A 20,892-nucleotide genomic window follows, 5' to 3' on the forward strand; every position below is an offset into this window, starting at 1 on the left:
GGACTTGCAGCAACGAATAGGGGACACGAGACCAAGCATACTCAAGTCCGGCTATGCCTCGAAGCAGAGATACTGATGCCTTTCCGGGAAGCAGGCGGTTCAATTAAGCGTAAGCTATTGACTCTCGCCAGTTTGAATTTCAGGAATTGATTCGCGCAGAACTGAAAAAGGGCGGTGTTTCCGCCCTTTTTCAGTTCTGATCTAAATATCAGTGCCCGCGTTTCCGTAATTTCTGGATCGCGGCCAGTTGCGCGATCGCCTCGCTCAGCTCCGCCTGAGCCCGTGCGTAATCCAGAGCGGAAGCTCTGTCCCTCACCGCTTCTTCCGCACGCTTCTTGGCCTCAATGGCCTTTGCTTCATCGAGGTCGGCGCCGCGTACCGCGGTGTCAGCGAGGATAGTGACGACATCCGGCTGGATTTCAAGCATGCCACCGGAAACATACACCAGTTCCTCTTCTTTCAGAGGCGCCTTGATGCGTACTGATCCGGGTTTGATGCGCGTCAGCATGGGAGTGTGCTGGGGATAAATACCCACCTCTCCCCCTTCTGCGGGCGCAACCAGGAATTCAGCCGGACCGGAGTAAATGGATTCCTCCGCGCTGACGATATCAACGTGAAACACGCCCATTTTAGTTCCCATTCATCATTGAATCGGGACGACCGTTTTATCCGGTCACCCGATTCATCAACTCGATCATTGCAAGGTTTTGGCTTTTTCAACCGCCTCGTCTATGCCCCCAACCATGTAAAAGGCCTGCTCGGGCAGGTGGTCGTATTCTCCCGACACAATGCCCTTGAAGCCTTTGATGGTCTCTTTCAGAGGTACGTATTTTCCCGGCGCGCCGGTAAACACTTCGGCCACGTTAAAGGGTTGTGAAAGGAACCGCTGGATTTTGCGTGCCCTTGCCACAGCCAGCTTGTCTTCAGGAGAAAGCTCATCCATTCCTAGAATTGCAATGATGTCACGCAATTCCTTATAGCGTTGCAGGGTTTGCTGCACAGCCCGGGCAGTCGAGTAGTGCTCTTCGCCCACCACGAGAGGATCAAGCTGACGCGAGGTCGAATCGAGAGGGTCAACCGCTGGATAGATCCCCAGCGAAGCAATATCACGCGAGAGCACGACGGTAGCATCCAGGTGACCGAAGGTTGTAGCAGGTGATGGGTCGGTTAGGTCGTCCGCAGGCACGTACACGGCTTGAATGGAGGTAATGGAGCCCGACTTGGTGGAGGTGATGCGCTCCTGCAAACGTCCCATTTCCTCAGCCAGCGTCGGCTGATAACCCACAGCCGATGGCATCCGGCCCAGCAACGCGGATACTTCCGTACCGGCCAGGGTGAAACGATAGATATTATCCACGAACAGCAGCACGTCCCTACCTTCGTCACGGAAGTGTTCCGCCATGGTCAGACCTGTAAGCGCCACCCGCAACCGGTTGCCGGGCGGCTCATTCATCTGGCCGTATACCAGCGCCACCTTGTCGAGCACGTTGGAATCCTTCATTTCATGGTAGAAGTCATTCCCTTCCCGAGTACGCTCCCCCACACCCGCAAATACAGAATATCCACTATGCTCAATGGCGATGTTGCGGATCAACTCCATCATGTTCACGGTCTTGCCCACACCGGCGCCGCCGAACAGTCCCACCTTGCCGCCCTTGGCAAAGGGACAAACGAGATCGATAACCTTGATCCCTGTTTCCAGCAGCTCGGTAGACGCGGACAATTCGTCAAAAGCAGGGGCTTTCTGATGGATTGATCTGTTCTGCTCGGCACCGATAGGTCCCATTTCGTCTATTGGCGTACCCAGAACATCCATGATCCGCCCCAAGGTTTTGGTGCCGACAGGAACACGAATCTGGTCACCAGTGTTTGTTACCATCATGCCGCGCCGCAACCCCTCGGAGGAGCCGAGCGCAATCGTGCGAACGACGCCGTCACCCAACTGCTGCTGCACTTCGAGCGTGAGTTCCGATCCTTCAAGAACGAGCGCGTCATATACCTTGGGCATCTCTTCCCGCGTAAACTCGACGTCAACCACCGCGCCGATACACTGAACAATTTTTCCCTGGTTCATATTGTTCCCTAAAAAATCAATTCAAATTATTTAAACTGCCGCCGCGCCACCGACAATTTCGGACAATTCCTTGGTAATGGCGGCCTGCCGCGATTTGTTGTAAATCAGCGTCAGTTCGTTGATGACGTTCCCCGCATTGTCCGAGGCAGCCTTCATCGCCACCATGCGCGCAGATTGCTCGGATGCAATATTTTCCGTCAATGCCTGATAAATCAGCGCCTCGACGTATCGCACCATGACGTCATCGATGACGGGCTTGGCTTCGGGTTCATAAATGTAATCCCACACGCCGCGCTGTCCGGTCGGTCCATCACTGGCTCTGAGACGTTCATCGGAAAGCGGGAGCAACTGCTCCATCACCGGTTCCTGTTTCATGGTATTGATGAAACGGGTATAAAAAAGATATACGCGATCAAAACGGTCCTGGTTATAACCATCCAGCAATATTTTTATTGCACCGATCAGTCGCTCCAGATCGGGCGCATCGCCAAGGCTCACGACATGCGATATGACATTGGCGCCCATACGGTTCATGAACCCCAACCCCTTGTTGCCGATGCAGCACACCTCGATCTGCTCGCCTTCGGCTTCCCAGGTTTTCATCTTGCTTACCGCCATGCGCAGCACGTTTGTGTTGAGTCCACCACACAAACCCTTGTCTGAGGTAACCACGATGATGCCGATACGCTTTACCGTATCGCGTTCTATCAGGAACGGATGGCGGTATTCGGTGTAAGCACGGCTCATGTGGGCTGCGACGTTGCGAATCTTCTCGCCGTATGGCCGGGCTTTTTTCATGCGTTCCTGTGCTCGGCGCATCTTGGATGCAGCCACCATTTCCATCGCGCGCGTGATCTTCTGCGTGTTCTTCACGCTTTTGATCTTGTTGCGTATTTCCCTGCTGCCTGCCATCGGTCAGTATGTTCCGTTCTTCTTGAAATCCTGGATTGCCGCATCGAGTTCCTTCTCGGTTTCCGCATCCAGATCCTTGGTGGTTTCTATCTTGTCCAGAATCGCCCCATACTTGCTACCCATGAAGCCTCTGAGCGCAGACTCAAAGGCCAATGCCCGGCTCACTTCCACATCATCCAGGTACCCTTTGTTGACGGCAAACAGGGTAAGCGCCATTTCAGACACGCTCAGCGTGGAGTACTGAGGCTGCTTCATCAGTTCCGTCACCATCTTGCCGCGCTCCAACTGCTTACGCGTCGCTTCATCCAGATCGGAAGCGAATTGGGCAAATGCAGCGAGCTCCCGGTATTGCGCCAATGCGAGACGCACGCCGCCACCCAGTTTCTTGATGACTTTGGTCTGCGCAGCGCCCCCTACGCGAGAGACTGAAATACCGGCGTTGATAGCTGGCCGGATACCTGCATTGAACAGGTCGGACTCCAGAAAAATCTGGCCGTCAGTAATGGAGATAACGTTGGTGGGAACAAATGCAGTCACGTCACCTGCCTGGGTTTCGATCACAGGTAATGCTGTCAGTGAACCCGTCTTGCCTTTGACTGCACCATTCGTCTCTTTTTCCACATAGGCCGTGCTGACGCGGGCGGCGCGTTCCAGCAGCCGCGAGTGCAAATAAAACACATCTCCAGGATAGGCTTCCCGACCAGGAGGGCGTCGCAATAACAGGGAAATCTGGCGATAAGCCCATGCCTGCTTGGTCAAATCGTCATAAACAATCAGCGCATCCCTGCCGGTATCGCGAAAATACTCGCCCATCGTACAACCGGAATAAGGGGCGATAAACTGCATCGCGGCAGACTCCGAAGCGGTGGCGGCCACGACGATGGTATATTCCATCGCCCCATGCTCTTCCAGCTTCCGTACCACGTTACTGATCGATGACGCTTTCTGACCAATCGCAACGTAGATGCAAATCATGTTCTCACCCTTCTGATTGATGATTGCATCCACAGCCACTGCCGTTTTTCCCGTTTGACGATCTCCAATGATCAGTTCACGCTGCCCGCGCCCGATGGGAACCATCGCATCGATTGCTTTCAGTCCGGTCTGCACCGGCTGATTCACCGAGTGACGCCACACGACACCCGGCGCAATCTTTTCTATCGGCTCGGAGCGCTTGGTGATTATCGGTCCCTTGCCATCGATCGGCTGACCCAGCGCATTGACTACACGGCCGATCAGTTCCTCTCCTACTGGAACTTCAAGAATACGGCCCGTACACTTGACGGTGTGGCCCTCGGTAATGTGCTCATACTCACCCAGAACAACCGCACCCACTGAGTCGCGCTCCAGATTGAGCGCAAGACCGAAGGTATTACCAGGGAACTCAAGCATTTCGCCCTGCATCACATCAGACAGCCCATGGATGCGCACGATGCCGTCGGTCACGGAAACTACCGTGCCCTGCGTCCGGACTTCGGCGGTTGCTTCAAGCCCTTCAATTCTGCTTTTGATCAGTTCACTGATCTCGGATGGATTTAAATGCATTTTTCAGTTAACTCCTAGCTTTTAAGTGCAACAGCCATGGCTTCCAGTTTTCCCCGCACGGAGGCATCAAGCACCTCATCGCCTATTTCGACTATCACGCCGCCTATCAAATCCGCGTCGACACTCACTTTTGCCTCTATCTTGCGCTTGAATTTGGCCTCGAGATCGGCCACCAGATCCCTCAATTGAGCATCACTCATGGCAAAAGCAGAAATAACCTTGGCATCCAGCACGCCTTCATAACGGGTCTTGAGTTGCTCATACAACTCGTTCACCTCCGGCAAAATTTCAAGCCTGCCGTTTTCCGCCAGCAGCAAGATGAAATTGCGGCCTTCTTCATTGAGCCTGTCGCCGCAAATGCCCAAGAAAAGCTCGCCCAGTTTTCTGGAGGATACCTTGGGGTTGCCGATCAATGAACGGATATTTTCGTCGGCTGCGACAGTGGCCGCCAACTGTAGTGTGTCCGCCCAACGGGCTAGATCGTTCTGGTTCTTTGCAAGTTTGAAGACAGCCTCCGCATAAGGCCGGGCAATCGTGCGAGTTTCGGCCATTGGCTAGAGCTCCGCCTTGAGGGATGCAAGCAGTTCGGCGTGCGCTTTTTCATCCACCTCGCGCCGGAGAATCTTGGCGGCGCCCGCCAGCGCCAAGTCCGCCACCTGTTGGCGCAAAACTTCCTTTGCGCGAAACACTTCCTGCTCCACCTCTGCCTTGGCGCCCACAAGAATGCGGCCGCCCTCTTCTCTTGCGGCTACCTTGGCTTCATCCACGATCTCCGCGGCACGCTTTTCAGCCTGCGTGATGATATCGGACGCTCGCTGCTTGGCCTCCCGGACGACGTCGCCTGAGCGCTGACTTGCCAGTTCGAGTTCGCGCTTGCCACGTTCGCCCGCGGCCAAGCCGTCGGCGATCGTTTTCTGGCGATTCTCGATTGCGCGCATCAACGGAGGCCACACAAACCTGACCGTGAACCAGATGAAGATGGCAAACGCCATTGCCTGGGAAATAAGCGTGAAGTTTATGTTCATGGCTAGCCTCTGGGAATGATACCGGGAGCAATCACTATTACTTGATCACGGCCAGCAACGGGTTGCCGAACGCGAAAAGCATCGCGAGACCCACACCGATAATGAACGACGCGTCGATCAGACCGAGCAGCAGGAACACTTTTCCTTGCAGCGTCGGGATCATTTCCGGCTGGCGTGCGGCGCCTTCCAGGAAGCTGCTGCACATAATGCCGATACCGATACAGGCGCCGGCTGCGCCGAGACCGATCATCAGGCCGATGCCAATGCCCGTGTATGCCTGAATCATGGCCAGGAATTGCAAATTCTCCATCTGGTTTTCCTCTCTAGTAGTAATTGAAATTGATTAAGAACAGCAACGCAGAATCAGTGTGACTCGTGCGCCATCGAAAGATAAACCACCGTCAGCATCATGAAGATAAATGCCTGCAATGTGACGATCAGGATATGGAAGATGGCCCACCCTGCATTCAGCAGTGTGCCGAAAAATGTCCCGGCAAGGCCGGTTGCCGCCCACATGCCGAGCAGCAGAAAAATGATTTCTCCGGCATAAATATTCCCGTACAGCCGCAATGAATGCGAAAGCGGCTTGGAGATGTATTCAACCAGATTGAACAGAATATTGACCGGCCACAATAAAGGGTTCTTGCCGAAGGGGCTGCAGACCAGTTCATGTATCCAGCCGCCCACGCCCTTGACTTTCATGTTGAAGAAGATCATCAGGAACCACACGGAGAGCGCCAGCGCGAACGTCGTATTCACATCGGCAGTCGGCACGCTGCGCCAGTTATGCAGCCCCGCCAGTTCGTATACTTTCGCCATGATATCGATCGGCAGAAAATCCATGGCGCTCATCATGAACACCCACACAAACACGGTGAGCGCAGCAGGCGCCACAAATGCATGCCGATCTCCATGAAAAGTGCTTTTGACCTGATTATCGATGAATTCGATGGCAAGCTCCACGAATGCCTGCCGTTTACTGGGAACGCCCGAAGTCGCGCCGCGCACCACCCACCACAGAAAACCGAGGCTGACGATACCGGTCAGCGCCGCCATGACGAGCGTATCCACATGCAGCGTCCAGAATTCACCTTCACCGATCGAACTGGTCAGATTGGTCAGGTGATGCGACATATAGGAAGTTGGGGTAAGTTCTGTGCCTGATGCCATTTATTTGCCTATCTCAACTGTTTACTGCTTTATTTGCGCAACCTTTGCATCGTCCGTTACGAACAATGCCAGCCCGAAGATCAGAACCGTAAGTATGAAGGTCCCGATAAAGCCGACCGCCACGACATCCTCGTAGAGCGTCATCACCAGCCAGAGCAATGCAACTGTGATAACTATTTTTACCGCTTCTGCTTTCAGGGCCGTGACCAGTATGCCGCCCGCGGTAGAGCCGCGATACCTGGAGACAATTGCAGAAAACGCCGCCGCAGAAACAATGCTGACCACACCGCCCAGAAAAGCCGAGGCTGCGCCGTGAAATCCCCACAACAACCCCAACGTTAGCACCATCGCCAGTGTGACAATCAGTTGCCAACGCATGACAACGCGTACCGGCTTGTTTCGTATCCAGGGCATTTGCTGAGCTTCGTCGGAAAGCGCCAGTCACAAAAACAGATGTTGAGAGTGACTTTAGCTCGTTGAACGTGTGTTCGTGGAAGACCTGATTTTAATTCAATTTCTTGGCCAGCGCGGCTTGTTTCCTTCTTCCAGGTCTCCTGAATAATTAAATCCGGCTGACCTATTTAAAACACGCGGATTCTAATCTGCTTGCGCACAACAGTCAATGGAAAGACCTCTTTTCGTTCACAGAAACTCTGCAAAAAACTTAATATAGTGAAGAATACGCCGCCATCGGGGAGGTGGAATGCGGGTAAAGGCAGAAACATCGGCGTGAACCATCGAACAGTATTTACACTTCCTCTCACTCATTACCAGGCGAAATGCGTGAAACAGGAGTCTCAATGATGAGAAATGAAGGTAAGGGTGTTGTAGTGGTTTTACCTATAGATTTGTCAGACAAGGAGGCAGGATGAGAGGTATTTATTTCCGGATTCTCACGCTTGCGCTTGCTGCCGGATTTGCTTTCACTTCCCCCTCATATGGGAGATCCATCAATGTGTTGTGGTACACGTATGCCGATCAGCGCTCGGAATACCGGCAGAAAATTTCGCAACTGGCAGAAATCGTTCACACGCTCCCACAGGCTGATAGTATCGAGTGGAACCTGCGCTACTGGGGATCCTCTGATCCTGCACCGGATTTAGCCAGCTTTGATGTCCTTGTGATTGAAAGTGGCGAGGCTTTTCTCACTGGGCCTCCAATGGGGGAGGCGGCAGTTCCTGATTACACAGGCATTCTGGATAACCGGGCTGCTATAGAAGCTGCGCGCGGAGATCGAACCTTCATTACTGCTTCGGATGCCGATTTTCACGCGATTCGCGGGGATACGGGAAACATATTGAACACCGCAGAAGACCAGGACCACGGTGGCAGGTGCGTCCCGGCATTAACCTCGCCTGCCTGCTGGGACGGCGCTTTGGGTCACTTGGTCAATGCCGTCAACTGGGCAGGAAGCGGCAACGGACTTGGGATTGTCTCATTTCTGGATGGAGAGCACCCGGAATCATTCTGGTGGGCGCATGAAAATTCGTTCCTGCGAGACGAGCTCTACGGAAGTATCGACTATTCCGGTTCCGATCAAACCCCCATCATCAACTCTGAACAGTCGAACTATCCTCTGAACTGGGGGCTCACTTCCAAGGGTCTCTCGAACTGGAAGAATTCGTTTCATGCAACTTTTCATCCTATCGACGGCTACACTCCTATTATTGATTCGAGTTTGAGGCCGGGGTCTGCCGTTGCGATTGCCGCCATCTTTTTGCCGCTAGCCCCTGAAGCCGAGTCATATCTGATGCTCTACCCTGAATACCTGAGCAAAGAATGCAACGAAGGTATCAGAGGCGCTCCTTAGGGAAGGCCTGATCAAATCTTAACCAGGCGCGACGGAGGATTTGTTCACTGGTTCTTTAGGTTTCTTTATCCGGAGCCCGGTAAAATTCGACGAAAAAGCGGACAGGACCCTGAGGTTCTACATTGTGAAGAACTTCAGGCACAACCACTCCAACCGTTTCTAGGGATAACTCCGTATCTACGTTCAACATATCGACGCGATAACGGAGCTTTCCAGCTTCCACAATGATCTTCCCCCATACCCCGGTTTTGGTCGAGTGGTCTTTTCTCAACGCCGCCGGCACCGTTTCCTCAGTGAAAACGGACGTGCGCTTGTATGGAACAAAGTAATCGGGCAACTCGAACTGATCGCAGCGAACGCAGTTAAGCATCTTTCCCATCATGCCTTCGCGGCCCTGCTCGGAGGTGACCCAGGGGCGATTGATAAACGGCGGACTATGCCGTACATGCTGAGCATGACCGCAACTCAGAATTGCGATCGGATCTCCCTCACTATCGGTATCAAATCCTGTAATAGGTCTTTCCATAGGTTGAGCAATCGTGAGGAACTTGACTTATACGAACTTCACAAAGAAGAGCAAATTTCCAGGCTTTCCTTCTGTTACGGAGAAGCCAACATTAACTTCGAGGGTAAAGAAAAAACCAGGAGTCCCTATATGATCAGGCGTTAAACTGTTTCTCCAGTTTTCAGCATATTTCGCGCCATCAGAAGGGCAAACCGCACTGGGCGTTGATCCCAGGGAGTAAAACGAGGTAGCTGATAGAGGTCGCTGCCTTTTCGCGCTGCCCCATGGGCAGTCGAGACTGCTGCGTCAAAACCCAGCTTCTTTACCATTCTCACGTGATCGGGTAGATAATCTTTTCCCGGCTTTCCGTTAGGGTAGGCGAAAAACCGTACAGGAGCACTGATCATATTCTCCAACGCTTCCTTCCCATTGGCGATGTCAGCGCAGGCTGCGCTATCTTCCATTTGTGTCAGGATGGGATGACTGGCGGTATGTCCGCCAATTTCCATTCCTGCATTATGCAACTCTCTGACCTGGCTTGAAGTCATCATCAGGTTGCGAGGCAGATCGACGGGAATGAGCGTCGACATCGCCTCCACGGTTGATTGCCGTGATGCGGAGGGTAGATACTTGAGCTTACCCAATAGCTGGTGAATAGCTTGGCGACGCTCGGGAACAGTTCCGATAGAAAACCTTCCCAAGCCCAGGCTCCCAAGATCAACGGTACTTCCCGGTGCACGACGGATTAGTTCTATCACGGTATCGTTAAACATCCTGCCCCCGTCAAGAAAACTGGTTGCCACGAAAAAAGTGGCAGGAACGCCACGTTTTTTCAGAATAGGCAAAGCGATTTCCGCGTTATCGGCATACCCATCATCAAAAGTGACACAGGCGGCACGAGCAGGCAGTTTTCCACGATGCAGGCTCTCGATCGCATCACCGAGCGGCAGTACCCGGAAGTACTTCGAAAGCAGTTTCATCTGCTGATCGAAGATTTCGGCGTGGCTCTCATCCGGAAACAACGGGTCCTGCTGTACCAAAACCCGGTGATAGATCAGTATGGAAAGGCTCCGTAAACCCCCTGCGGAAAGCAAACGTAATATTTGACCATCCGCCGAGGAACGCATGTTTACGGAACTGGCATCAATTGGATTGTCTTGTTGGGATAATTGCATTTATAAGACTTGGATAATATCTGAAAGGCCGTTATTAAATCAGCTCTCCCTGACACCCATGCTATTGGAACCGAGGTTCTGAACAACGGGTTGCGGCTGCGCCGGCATCAACTGACCAGTCTGACCGAATAGACCTCTGCCTTTTTCGGCAACCGGTCCGCCTTTTTCTTTCAATTCCTTTTCGACCAGAACGCGCGTGGCAACCATCGCAGTCATTAGATAGTAAGGAACATCAAAATAGAGCAAACTTAAGAATGCTCCACCTGTAGAGAAACCAATCAGGCTTACCTGTATCATGGTAGCCAGATTGCGAGCCCACTGGAATTCTTCCAGCTTTGCAGTGTTGCGGATGATCCATGAGCCCGTCCTCCAAGTGAGAAGGCCAAGGAGAAGATACAAACCTAAACCGACGAAGCCATGCTCACCAAGGACTTGGAAGTAGATGCTGTGTGCTGCGTGGATGTCAAAGGGGTTGGGAGCGTAGCGGGAAAAAAGTTCCGGCGCAATCACCGAGAAACCACCTCCTAATGGATGGTCTTTCGCGAGGTTATATGCCATCCACCATGCATTGAAACGCCCTTGCACCGACTGATCCTCCTCATACGTATTTATCGTATCCATTCTCTCTCCCCATTTGTCCGGCATGAATGCAAGCAGCAACGGGGCAGCGAGAAGCATGAGGAATCCGATCCGTACCTTCTGTCCGCTCTTAAGCCACAAAAAAATGCTCATGGCAGCGATCGCCAGCAGGGCGCCTCGTGAATATGTGCCGAGCGCGGCGGTTGCGCAAAGCAACATCGCAAACGTCAGGCTGTGGCGCAACCATCTTTTGGACGAACTCATTTGCAGATAGTGCATCAGGGGAATAGTCATGATTAGCGCGAGAGCGAGTTCATTGTTTCCTTCGATAAACGTGCTCTGAGGTCCCCAGACCATATTCTCTCCACCACTTCTTATTGTGAAAATTCCGCCTTTCACCCCGTAATAACCAAGAGAAATAACAATTACGTAGATGAGAAATTGTATATGCGATCTTGTCTTTATGAGCATGAGGGTAACCAAAGTCATCAGCATGATTTTCATTACCCTGTTCCACTGCACAAGCGAATCTTCAGGGTAGAGTGCAAAGACTGTTGTCACATTCATCCATAACACGAATGCAATCAGGGCCCAAGTGACCGGGCTAAGCGGGAGATTTTTGGAGTCTTTGGTAAATATGAGGCTAGCTAAAGTAGTCCCTGCAACAATCGCGGCAAATGGAAATGTGGTGGCAAACCCCCAGCCCTGTGTATGAGGATTCATAACGCTGACCCATACCCACATCAATGCTCCAATATACGGCCTTTTAAAAATGAATGGCAGTGAGCCGAAAACGACAAGTGTGACAAGAATGTCTCTCATTATTAAGCTTAAGCCGGCTGAATAATCGTTTACCCGTAGCTGCTAATATACATTCCAAGTACAGTAGCAATCCTTGGAAAAGGCAAGATTATCATATCAAGTTCCAAATTAATTGATACTTGTAGGCGCGTATAATCGGATCGCTTAAGAAGCGAAAAAGGACTCAACCCGAAAAGAGAATTCAGATGCGAGTAGGTATTTTGTCATATCCTATGCTGTTCCAGCGCAAGGGGGGGCTGCAAGTTCAGATTCTTGAAACTATCAATGCTCTAAGGTTACTTGGAGTGGAAGCGAAGCTTGTGAATCCCATTGCAGAGTCCCTTGCGGACTTCGACGTGATCCATGTCTTTTCAGCCATTAATGGAAACCATCGCATTATTGAGACCGCCAGAAGTGTGGGGCGAGCCGTAGTTTTGTCACCCCTCATCAGACCTTCCTGGACCAGATGGACTGGGCGAAGGGCGGAACTGCTGGAACGCATCCAGGGGAGACTTTCGAGGTGGCAGATCCAGTCCTCTTATCATCAGATCTCCTATGCCTTGACAAATTCCCACAGAATTGTGGCACTTGGGGAAACCGAAAAAAGTTCACTCAGAACTGCGTTTCATGTCAACGAAGAAAAAATTGTTGTAATTCCAAATGGGATCAGTAAGCACTTTTTTGAGGCTACACCCCAAAAATTTGTCGAGCAGTACGGGATCAAGGAAGGTTTTGTTCTTAACGTGGCCGCCATTAACTCTCATAAAAATCAAGCCGCAATCCTTCAAGCCTTGGGAGACTATAACTGCCCCATTGTTCTCATAGGAGAGTGCTTGAAGGAAGACCTCGACTATCTCGCACATTTGAAAAGCCATGCCCATGTTAGGTATTTGGACTCCCTTCGTCATGATGATCCCATCCTTAGCTCCGCCTACGCGGCAGCAGGAGTTTTTGTTCTCCCCAGTCACGACGAAGTCATGCCTTTATCCGTAATGGAAGCACTCGCAGCAGGTACGCCGGTTGTGATGACAAATCGCCATTCAATGCGAATCGAGAACTCGACAGGAGTATTGCGAGAGGTCGATCCGAAGGACATCAAGAATATTAGAGATTTCGTAACAAGCTTTCTTAAAACGCCTCCTCCCGCTTCTCTCTGTATGAATGTAGTGAAGGATTACAGTTGGGAGCACGTGGCAAAAATGTTACTGGAAACTTATGAGCAAGCCGCGAGGGTCAGAAATTAATTGCTCTCATGATTCCCCCCAAACCACTTATTAAAGGTCGCGCGTTTCATCTGTCTAGTACGCAAAAATAAGAATCCCCCTAACAAATAAATCATCCCGCATAAATGTTGATCGTTTTAATCGGCTACCTGAAAGCAGGAGTCGGGGCTAAGGACAAGCTTCGGTGAAGGGCCTATTTGTGCAAGCTAAGAGCCTATGTATATGAGAACTCTTGTAGGGGATCATTCGCAATGACAAGTGTTCGACAAGCTCTTGCCCTATCTCTCGTTGAGAGATACATCATGATAGCAATGGGCCTCTTCAGCAGCATGCTGATTGCACGCCTGCTCACACCCGAGGAGATCGGAATATACTCGGTCAGCCTGGCTGTAATCGGGATTGCACAAGTTTTGCGAGACTTTGGCATCGGTAATTATTTAATCCAGGAGAAAAATCTGACCGAGGAACATATCAGGGCTGCCTTTGGGTTAGGCCTTTTGGTCGGTATTTCACTCTTCGTATTAGTCATTCTTGCTGCTCCGGCTGTCGGGGGTTTTTATAGTAACGAAAGGCTCGTACGAACTATGCAGTTGAGTTCACTGAATTTTTTAGTACTGCCATTCTGCAGCATTTCGTTGTCACTATTGCGTCGACACATGCTCTTTAATCGAATTGTGGCGGTTAACCTTATTGCCGCCATAGGCGGACTTTCAACTACTCTCAGCCTCGCTTATGCAGGGTTTGGACCGGACAGCATGGCTATCGGATCAGTGGTAGTGAATAGTCTTACCGGAATTTGTGCATGGATAGCAAGAACTGACAAAAAATTTTTATTACCGGGTTTTTCCGAATGGCGCGCGATTGTAAGTTTTGGTGGACAGAGCTCCATTACAAGTGTGATAACGGCAATCGCGATGGATATCAATGATCTTGTTATTGGAAAACTGATGGGGTTTGCGCCAGTAGCGATGCTCAGCCGGGCACAGGGGGTAATGAATCTGTTTCATCGTGACATCATGGCCGCCCTCCGCAGCGTTGCCTATCCTACTTTTTCGAAAGCATATCGTGAAGGTGAATTACTCGAATCACGTTACGTTGCAAGTGTGTCATCCATTACGGCGATCGCCTGGCCCTTTTATTGCTTTTCGTCTTTATATGCCCTAGAGCTTCTTCGACTACTCTTCGGACCACAGTGGGATCAGGCTGCGACACTTGTACCATTTTTTTGCATTGCCGGCGCTTTTGCCGCCACTTCCAACCTTATCATCCCTGCGATGATGGCAGTAGGACGTATCGATCTTGTAACAAAATCAGAATTAATTTTCCAACCTGTGCGAGCGATATTGATCGCCGGCGCTGCAGTTTTATTTAACACCCTCACAGCTTGTGCGGCCGCTTTTCTGGTAGCTTTTATCATTCACGTCCCATTTCTCTATGCTTTTAAGGAGCGATGCATTCCCAATAATTACGAAACCTTATTTCAGCATCTCTTGATGAGTGCAAAAGTTACACTAGGGACTATCATAGGTCCTGCAGTTATAGCTGTTTATGCGGGCATAGATCGGAAAGAACCAATCTCTTTGACAGTATTCGGTGCAGCCATAGCTATAGGTTTGACTGGATGGCTTTTTTCACTTATTGTCTTCAAGCACCCAATTTCAGGTGATCCGCTCTTTGTGCGCCTTACAAGTAAATTGCCACGTTTTACCTAGGAGCGATAGCCGTCACTGTCATTATTATCGATATCCTTCAACTCACGCTGCTGATAGTCATTCTTGCCCTGGTTGCGCTCGTGTATCGCAAAACCCGCAAGATTCATCTTGCCACCTATAAGCTGATAACAGACACCGATCGAGCAAGCAAAGAAATCGGAGTGCTCTTTTCTCAGATAGAGGCGCTGCTCGCACTTGAGCGGAAACTTGCATTACCCGAGGCTTTGCCCCCTTTGCGAGGTTGGGCAGGTTCTCCCGATTTCCTTCTGAGGATTGCCAGCGAAGTGGAAGAAAGAAAGCCGCGAATAGTGCTGGAGTGCAGTTCGGGCGTATCTACAGTGGTTGTAGCACGGTGTCTACAGATGAATGGCAGGGGACATGTTTTCAGCCTTGAACATAACCCTACATACGCAACCACTACAAGAACATTACTTCGTAAGCACCACCTAAGCGACTGGGGCACCGTTCTTGATGCGCCGTTGGAAACGAAGCATACAGAGACTCCTTGGTATCAGGAGGAATCGCTGCCGAAAGATCTTGAGCCGGTCGACATGCTGATCGTAGACGGTCCCCCAGCATCTGAGGCGCCGTTTGCCCGCTTCCCCGCACTTCCACGATTGTTGAGCCGCTTGTCGAAGAGAAGCCTCATTATCGTGGACGATGCGAATCGTGATGATGAAACCGAGATAGTAAAACGTTGGCTCCAGATGTTTCCAAAGCTCATTTATACTGATGGGGGTTGCGAAAAGGGCTGCGCGTTGCTTGAATACAATAATCCGTAATCCAAAAAGCTTTTTTGATACAACAGTAGCAGAAACTTCAAATACTCCCCGGATATCGAACAATTGAATCGATAACTATCACTACCTAGGCTGTTTTCTATTTTTCGATAGGCTTTCGATCTGATGGAATCAGTGAGAGAAAACTTATCCACCTTCCATCTTTTACCCGGTCTAAGGAGATTTCAATGCTTAAGTCAATCGTCCAGCGAGCGTTACGTCGGAGTGGACGCGAATTATGTACCTATAGTGGGCCAGAAAAGGACGATGCCGCACGCTTGGGATGGTCACTTGAATCCCTGAATTATAAAGATTTTCAGGCAGCCAGAGCGATTGCTGCCGGCGGTCACATATCACTGGATGAAGCGCGGTTCCTTGCAAGTCTCGTAAACCAGACCGATCCTTCGGAGCCCATTATTGAGATTGGCACTCTCTTCGGTTTCTCCACGATAGTTCTTGCCATGGCAAAAGCTAAGTCCCAGCGACTACTAACGGTGGACAAATATATTTGGAATCCACTTGGCATCTCCTCTCAGGCGCACGAATTAGCCACTCGAGCAGTACTTCGGGATGCTTGCACTCACCATAACGTGGAGATCATCAGGCAAGACAAAGACGTTTTCTACAAAAACTACCAGAACCAAAGGCCCGGCCTTTTCTTTTGCGATGCGAATCACGGCTATAGGGAAACGCTCGAAGATTTGACATGGGCACGTGCAGTCGGCGCAAGAATAATATGTGGGCATGACTATGATCCTAAGGAATTTCCAGAAGTAGTCCGTGCAGTAAGAGAGTTGGATGGACCCAGTAAAGTAGTAGGTTCGATCTTTGTCCTCTAATACAGCTTCACATGAAAGCTTGAGCGGTGAAACTTGCAGTCGGGATAGTTGTATGTGGACTTAAACAACTTTTAATTCGAATGGAAAAATTACGTATTTATTACGCATACTTGCTTCTTCATCCTCAAAGGACGAGTTGCTTCCGGGGATAGTTTTTCTGTGTTAGAAGAAAATCAAACATTTTCCCTGATCAAGACAGAGATAAAAAGCATTCAAGAAAATTACTCAGGTTCCTACAAATGGATATATCTGTTGTTATTCCCAGCTTTCAACCAGGAGGATATCTCCTTGAAGCTATTCAATCCGTTCTCCAACAGAAGGGAAATTTCACTGTATCAGAAGTCCTGGTTGTCGATGACGGCAGCAAGGACGACGCGACTCTCAATGTATATAAAATTCTTTCTAAACAACCACTTGTAAAAATAGTTAAGAATACAGGGGCAAGAGGATCCGCCGCGGCACGAAATACGGGAATAAAACTGGCAGTAAGCACATGGATATTATTCCTAGATGCAGACGATATTCTGCTACCCAATAGCATTGACAACAGAGCTGCGTTACTTTTCAACAATCCGGATGTAGTGTGGTGCGGGGGGGATTTCGTTCAGTTCAGCGGAAATGACCATACCTACACCGACCCATATTTTAAGTCTCGCATCTCATCTTACCCGTTTTTATCGGCGGCATTTAATTCTTTCCAGCAATACGCTGTTTTAAGAAATTCCCTACTCTGTTTTCTGGCGATGGCGCCTGCCACGACCGGGGTAATTATGGTCAAACGTTCAGCTTTGCTGGAAAGTGGTGGATTCGATGAGAGTCTGAAAATGCAGCAGGATATACATCTTTTTCTTAGGCTCGCGTTAAAACATGACTATGGGTTCGTAGCAGTACCCCTTTTAGCAAATAGACAACATGTCCGCAGCACAACAAGCAGCACCACTGAAACATATTTTTGGCGCATTAAAGCCTTCCAGAAACTCCTTCATTTCTCCGAGTTTTCTCCTTATCGACGCACTTTGAGAAAAAAAATAGCTGATCTGTATCTTAGCAATTCATATTCTTTTCGACTGAACTCTGATCTACAAAAAGCTCTAACCTGCTCGTTCCACGCGCTGAGATATGCTCCATTGTCTTCGGACCCATGGAAAAATTTCGGTGCTGCCTCCTTGCAACTCATTAGGAGTCGCTTTTATTAAGGGGCCTCTATACGTTGTAGTAATCCTTGGCTATAACAGGGCTTTTCAAAAAACTCTGGACAAGCATCTAATTTTTTAGATCTGTGGGGGTCCTAAAAAATTGAAATGCATTAGTCAAAATCCTTACCTAGAAACTGTTGAGTTAGCAGTTAACTTCCGTTTAACTATCCATTTGTTGTGCAATTCGTTCAGTAGCACCAAAAAAATCTCAATGTATGAGGAATCTTTTCTCTAGAAAGGGTGTGAAACGTCCGAGGGATATTTTCTCTTTATCTGGCCAGACTAATAGATATAGAATTCTGCTCACCAGCCGCTCTGGACAATTGGGCGGCATGGAATTGCGTCTTGCCGATGAAGCTTGGTTCTTGAGCAGTAGAGGACATACACCGCTGCTAGCATTAAGCCCCTTTCCAGACAGAAATGCCTGGCTGGAAAAACTGCTATCAGATAACGCCACCTTCTCCCACTTTGAGTTCGATCCACCTCCTTTCTTTGAGGAATGGGCGTGGCACCGTCGAAATCTAGTCTTAGCCAGAGCTTTATGGCCAAGTCAACTCAAGCGAGCGAAAGTGGATCTCGCGCACATTTTTTACGCATGGACTTTTGAAGGGGGATCGCGTCTCTGGCTTTGCCATAAGGCCGGTATCCCATGCGTTTTAAGTATCCATAATGCCTTTCCCACTGCCCCACTGTTACCTTGGCATGCTCGCCTGACCAGCGAGTCTTTTGCATCAGTTCGCGGTCTTTATGGAGTCTCGCAAAGCGCGCTAGAACACTTTATGGCAACTTATGGAAAGTATATCCGGGACAACACAGTCGTTATGACTGTGCCTAACTTTGTCGATGTAACACGCTTCGTACCTTCATCGGTTATTCGGCGTGAAACGAGACTGGAGCTCGATATTCCGGAGAATGCCAAGGTCATAGGATCGGTTGGTAGAGTGGATGTTCAAAAGCAACCTTTGCATGTTCTTGCCACCTTCGATCAATTGTGGGCAGTTCGTCAGGATATATACTTGGTGTTTTGTGGACAAGGTCCGCTTATGGAGAGGGTTAAGGCAGAAGCCGCTCGAAAACCATGGGCGGATCATGTCCGCTTTCTCGGTTTCCGAAGTGATACGGAAAAGATTTTTCCTGCCCTCGATGTGCACTTACTGCTGAGCAAACAGGAGGGGTTTGGGATATCAACGATTGAGGCAATGGCATGTGGCGTTCCGGTGGTAGCTACGAACGTAGCCGGAAGCCGCGACATCTTGGCAGGTACTGAGGCAGGTCGTCTGGTTCCCTTTGGAGAGATTAACACCATAGCGAGGGCAGTTTCCTTTTTTATCGCTTCACCCAGCGTTCGACCATTCTCAATCGAGAATTCGCGGCAATTAGTAGTGAAGAATTATTCTAAGGAAAAATGGGTTGAGCGGCTTGAAGACTTCTACAATAATGTTATGAATGTTTGAGTACAAACTTTAAGTCGGGTCAGACACGTAGCCTCTATAAGTCCTTTGACTTAAAGGCGCGGATGTCCTACAGCTAAGCCCGTTGACCACAACTCGTTTACTTGAAAAGTACATATAAGATCATGGTTTCCGCGATGGATTAATAATGAGCGCGGAACAACTCAAGTTTATCTAACTATTTGTGAGGTTAATTTGATTAATGATGCCTTTACGGCCACAGCGCACCTTGCACTAAAAGTTGGAATCAGAGTACCTGAAGCTCATGCCATCAGACGATTTTACGAACAACAGTATTTAAGAGATTTTCTCTTGAAATGGCGAATAAATTGCATTTTCGATGTAGGCGCAAACAACGGAAAATACGCACATCATCTCAGAATGATGGGCTACGAGGGGCACATATTTTCTTTTGAGCCCATTCGAAAGGATTATCTTCAGTTAGTTCATCTATCGCAATCTGATCCACGATGGCGCGCATTTAACTTTGCCCTCGGTAACGAATCTACGCAAAAACCATTTAATGTAATCTGTCAGTCGGGTACTGTTTTCAGTTCGTTCCTTGAGCCAAAGTTTCAAGCAAAAAAGAACGTTGAAATAGTAGAGATAAAGCGCTTGGAATCAGTGCTACCGGAACTTGTTTCTGATGTTGAAAACCCACGTATTTTTTTAAAAACGGATACGCAAGGCTACGATTTAGAAGTGATTCAGGGGGTAGAAAATTTTATTGACGATATAATCGGTTTACAGGCGGAATTGTCTGTCACGCCTATTTATGAAGAAAGCCCATCCTATATTAAATCACTAGCCTATTTGGAATCACTTGGGTTTTCTCTTATGAATCTGTTTGTCGTTAATCGGGGTAAGCACGGTAGCATATTGGAATATGATTGCATTATGGCGCGTCTAAAAAGATTTATGAGTTAAGCATTATTGGACAATTCGACATATTCAGACGACTTATAGCACTCTTGTGAAGTATCTAAATGTCATGGGGCTCATGGATTGACGCAACCGAAGCAGCTTTCTCCCTCCTCAACCTCACGAAAACGCGTTATCGCCGTGTTCGCGCATAATGAAGCGCGCAGAATAACTGCTTGCCTCGAAGCTTTGCGTCTTTCTCCGATACTCCCCAACACAACTTGCTATGTAATTGCCAACGGTTGCACCGATGATACAGTCGCTCGCGTCACTGAATATGCATTGCATGCGCCGTGGGTAAAAGTCATCGAGTTGAGAATCGGCGATAAAGCTAACGCTTGGAATTATTTTGTCCACGAGATGGCCCCTCAGGCACAAAGTTATTTCTTCACCGACGGAGATTGTCAAGTCGAGAATGGGGCACTGCAATGTCTTGAGGAGCCACTTTTGAGTGATAACGTCAACGCTGCCTCTGGCGTTCCGAGTCGTCGCAATATATCGCTCGGTATTTTCCGGCATGAGATTATTATGCGCGGGGGGTTTGCAGGTAATTTATACGTCCTCTCGAGAGATTTTGTTAGCCGACTGCGTGCCCAAGGCGTGCGGCTCCCTCGCGGATTGATAGGTGATGACAGCTTGGTAAGCGCTCTTGCTCTATGGGATCTCGAGCCAAGCAGCGACTGGAAGCAGGAGCGCATAAGAGTAGTTCCTACCGCAACTTTCCGCTATGAGTCTATCGTGCGCACAACATTTTTTAATCCCATGTTTTATGTTCGACGATTACATCGCTATAGCGTGAGGTATTTTCAGAATCTGTTAATAAGAACTCGTTTAAAACAACATGGTTTATCAATTCTCCCTGACGATATTACAACCCTTTACCACGATGCCAAAAACGACGAGTTGATTCCAAGGACATCATTACAGTATTACATTTTTGATCGATGGGCCGTTCGTACTATTGTCAAGGCGCGTGATGCCTTAATAGCAAAGAGAGTTGCCTAGGTGTTTAGCCCCAGTGTGGTGGTGCGGGTTAATAATAAACCTGTCTGGATCTTCAGACCATATTTTGCAAATGTGTTCATAGGGTGTCAGACCCTTGAGGGTCTTTAGCCGTCTGGCGAAGTTATAGGCCATCAGGAAGGTTTGCATATGCGCCTTGAGCTCATCATGTG

The 20,892-nt window shown here is 49.5% G+C and carries 21 protein-coding genes and 1 pseudogene; 9 read left to right on the forward strand and 13 right to left on the reverse strand.

Annotation, left to right across the window (positions count from 1 at the left end; genetic code table 11):
• Positions 1-208: 208 nt before the first annotated feature.
• The 9 genes from AC52W5_RS07035 to AC52W5_RS07075 all read right to left on the reverse strand — a co-directional run bounded on the left by AC52W5_RS07035 (position 209) and on the right by AC52W5_RS07075 (position 7,140).
• The gene (locus tag AC52W5_RS07035; RefSeq protein ID WP_074973958.1) at positions 209-628 is read right to left on the reverse strand and encodes a F0F1 ATP synthase subunit epsilon; all 420 of its coding nucleotides are present in this window, start codon (positions 626-628) and stop codon (positions 209-211) included.
• Between the two features lie 66 nt (positions 629-694).
• Positions 695-2,074: a F0F1 ATP synthase subunit beta gene (gene atpD, locus AC52W5_RS07040; RefSeq protein WP_074704915.1), complete on the reverse strand. Its 1,380-nt coding sequence runs from the start codon at positions 2,072-2,074 to the stop codon at positions 695-697.
• A 30-nt stretch (positions 2,075-2,104) separates the two neighbouring features.
• Positions 2,105-2,986 carry a F0F1 ATP synthase subunit gamma gene (atpG, locus tag AC52W5_RS07045; RefSeq protein ID WP_133668650.1) on the reverse strand — a complete coding sequence of 294 codons (882 nt, stop codon included), beginning with the start codon at positions 2,984-2,986 and terminating at the stop codon, positions 2,105-2,107.
• 3 nt (positions 2,987-2,989) lie between these two features.
• On the reverse strand, positions 2,990-4,531 hold the full coding sequence (gene atpA / locus AC52W5_RS07050) for a F0F1 ATP synthase subunit alpha (RefSeq protein WP_495670491.1): 1,542 nt from the start codon (positions 4,529-4,531) through the stop codon (positions 2,990-2,992).
• Positions 4,532-4,545: 14 nt separating this feature from the next.
• On the reverse strand, positions 4,546-5,082 hold the full coding sequence (locus AC52W5_RS07055) for a F0F1 ATP synthase subunit delta (RefSeq protein WP_495670492.1): 537 nt from the start codon (positions 5,080-5,082) through the stop codon (positions 4,546-4,548).
• Positions 5,083-5,085: 3 nt separating this feature from the next.
• The gene (locus AC52W5_RS07060; RefSeq protein ID WP_074973950.1) at positions 5,086-5,556 is read right to left on the reverse strand and encodes a F0F1 ATP synthase subunit B; all 471 of its coding nucleotides are present in this window, start codon (positions 5,554-5,556) and stop codon (positions 5,086-5,088) included.
• A 37-nt stretch (positions 5,557-5,593) separates the two neighbouring features.
• Complete coding sequence (atpE, locus tag AC52W5_RS07065; RefSeq protein WP_011379667.1) at positions 5,594-5,866, reverse strand: F0F1 ATP synthase subunit C; 273 nt, start codon at positions 5,864-5,866, stop codon at positions 5,594-5,596.
• Positions 5,867-5,919: 53 nt separating this feature from the next.
• Positions 5,920-6,726, reverse strand: a complete 807-nt coding sequence (gene atpB, locus AC52W5_RS07070; protein WP_074973948.1) for a F0F1 ATP synthase subunit A — start codon at positions 6,724-6,726, stop codon at positions 5,920-5,922.
• A gap of 21 nt (positions 6,727-6,747) precedes the next feature.
• Positions 6,748-7,140, reverse strand: coding sequence for an ATP synthase subunit I (locus AC52W5_RS07075; RefSeq protein ID WP_074973946.1), 393 nt, complete (start codon positions 7,138-7,140; stop codon positions 6,748-6,750).
• Between the two features lie 454 nt (positions 7,141-7,594).
• Between AC52W5_RS07075 and AC52W5_RS07080 the strand changes: the two genes are divergently transcribed.
• Complete coding sequence (locus AC52W5_RS07080; RefSeq protein ID WP_495670493.1) at positions 7,595-8,536, forward strand: PEP-CTERM sorting domain-containing protein; 942 nt, start codon at positions 7,595-7,597, stop codon at positions 8,534-8,536.
• A gap of 55 nt (positions 8,537-8,591) precedes the next feature.
• Here AC52W5_RS07080 and AC52W5_RS07085 read toward each other — a convergent pair whose 3' ends face one another.
• The 3 genes from AC52W5_RS07085 to AC52W5_RS07095 form a co-directional block, all read right to left on the reverse strand.
• On the reverse strand, positions 8,592-9,062 hold the full coding sequence (locus AC52W5_RS07085; RefSeq protein ID WP_074973942.1) for a DUF3565 domain-containing protein: 471 nt from the start codon (positions 9,060-9,062) through the stop codon (positions 8,592-8,594).
• Positions 9,063-9,202: 140 nt separating this feature from the next.
• Positions 9,203-10,216, reverse strand: coding sequence for a polysaccharide deacetylase family protein (locus AC52W5_RS07090; protein WP_495670494.1), 1,014 nt, complete (start codon positions 10,214-10,216; stop codon positions 9,203-9,205).
• Between the two features lie 39 nt (positions 10,217-10,255).
• Positions 10,256-11,617 (reverse strand): putative O-glycosylation ligase, exosortase A system-associated, encoded by a 1,362-nt coding sequence (locus AC52W5_RS07095; RefSeq protein ID WP_495670495.1) that lies wholly within the window; start codon positions 11,615-11,617, stop codon positions 10,256-10,258.
• 539 nt (positions 11,618-12,156) lie between these two features.
• On the opposite strand from AC52W5_RS07095, the gene AC52W5_RS07100 reads away from it, so the two are divergent.
• The 8 genes from AC52W5_RS07100 (at position 12,157) to AC52W5_RS07135 (ending at position 20,722) form a co-directional block, all read left to right on the forward strand.
• Entirely contained in the window at positions 12,157-12,840 is a 684-nt protein-coding gene (locus tag AC52W5_RS07100; RefSeq protein ID WP_495670496.1) for a glycosyltransferase, read from the forward strand.
• Positions 12,841-13,070: 230 nt separating this feature from the next.
• Complete coding sequence (locus tag AC52W5_RS07105; protein WP_495670497.1) at positions 13,071-14,531, forward strand: oligosaccharide flippase family protein; 1,461 nt, start codon at positions 13,071-13,073, stop codon at positions 14,529-14,531.
• A 161-nt stretch (positions 14,532-14,692) separates the two neighbouring features.
• Positions 14,693-15,313, forward strand: coding sequence for a class I SAM-dependent methyltransferase (locus tag AC52W5_RS07110; RefSeq protein ID WP_495670498.1), 621 nt, complete (start codon positions 14,693-14,695; stop codon positions 15,311-15,313).
• A gap of 185 nt (positions 15,314-15,498) precedes the next feature.
• The gene (locus tag AC52W5_RS07115) at positions 15,499-16,149 is read left to right on the forward strand and encodes a class I SAM-dependent methyltransferase (protein WP_495670499.1); all 651 of its coding nucleotides are present in this window, start codon (positions 15,499-15,501) and stop codon (positions 16,147-16,149) included.
• Between the two features lie 239 nt (positions 16,150-16,388).
• Positions 16,389-17,345 carry a glycosyltransferase family 2 protein gene (locus AC52W5_RS07120; protein WP_495670500.1) on the forward strand — a complete coding sequence of 319 codons (957 nt, stop codon included), beginning with the start codon at positions 16,389-16,391 and terminating at the stop codon, positions 17,343-17,345.
• Positions 17,346-17,677: 332 nt separating this feature from the next.
• Positions 17,678-18,799, forward strand: coding sequence for a glycosyltransferase family 4 protein (locus AC52W5_RS07125; protein ID WP_495670501.1), 1,122 nt, complete (start codon positions 17,678-17,680; stop codon positions 18,797-18,799).
• A gap of 192 nt (positions 18,800-18,991) precedes the next feature.
• Entirely contained in the window at positions 18,992-19,723 is a 732-nt protein-coding gene (locus AC52W5_RS07130; RefSeq protein WP_495670502.1) for an FkbM family methyltransferase, read from the forward strand.
• 78 nt (positions 19,724-19,801) lie between these two features.
• Complete coding sequence (locus AC52W5_RS07135; RefSeq protein ID WP_495670503.1) at positions 19,802-20,722, forward strand: glycosyltransferase family 2 protein; 921 nt, start codon at positions 19,802-19,804, stop codon at positions 20,720-20,722.
• Here the strand turns inward: AC52W5_RS07135 and AC52W5_RS07140 are convergent.
• Positions 20,719-20,892 (reverse strand): annotated as a pseudogene (locus tag AC52W5_RS07140) (IS481 family transposase); the annotation flags it as partial. The gene AC52W5_RS07135 and the pseudogene AC52W5_RS07140 sit on opposite strands and share 4 nt — an antisense overlap.

The organism is Nitrosospira sp. CT (genome assembly GCF_059489795.1).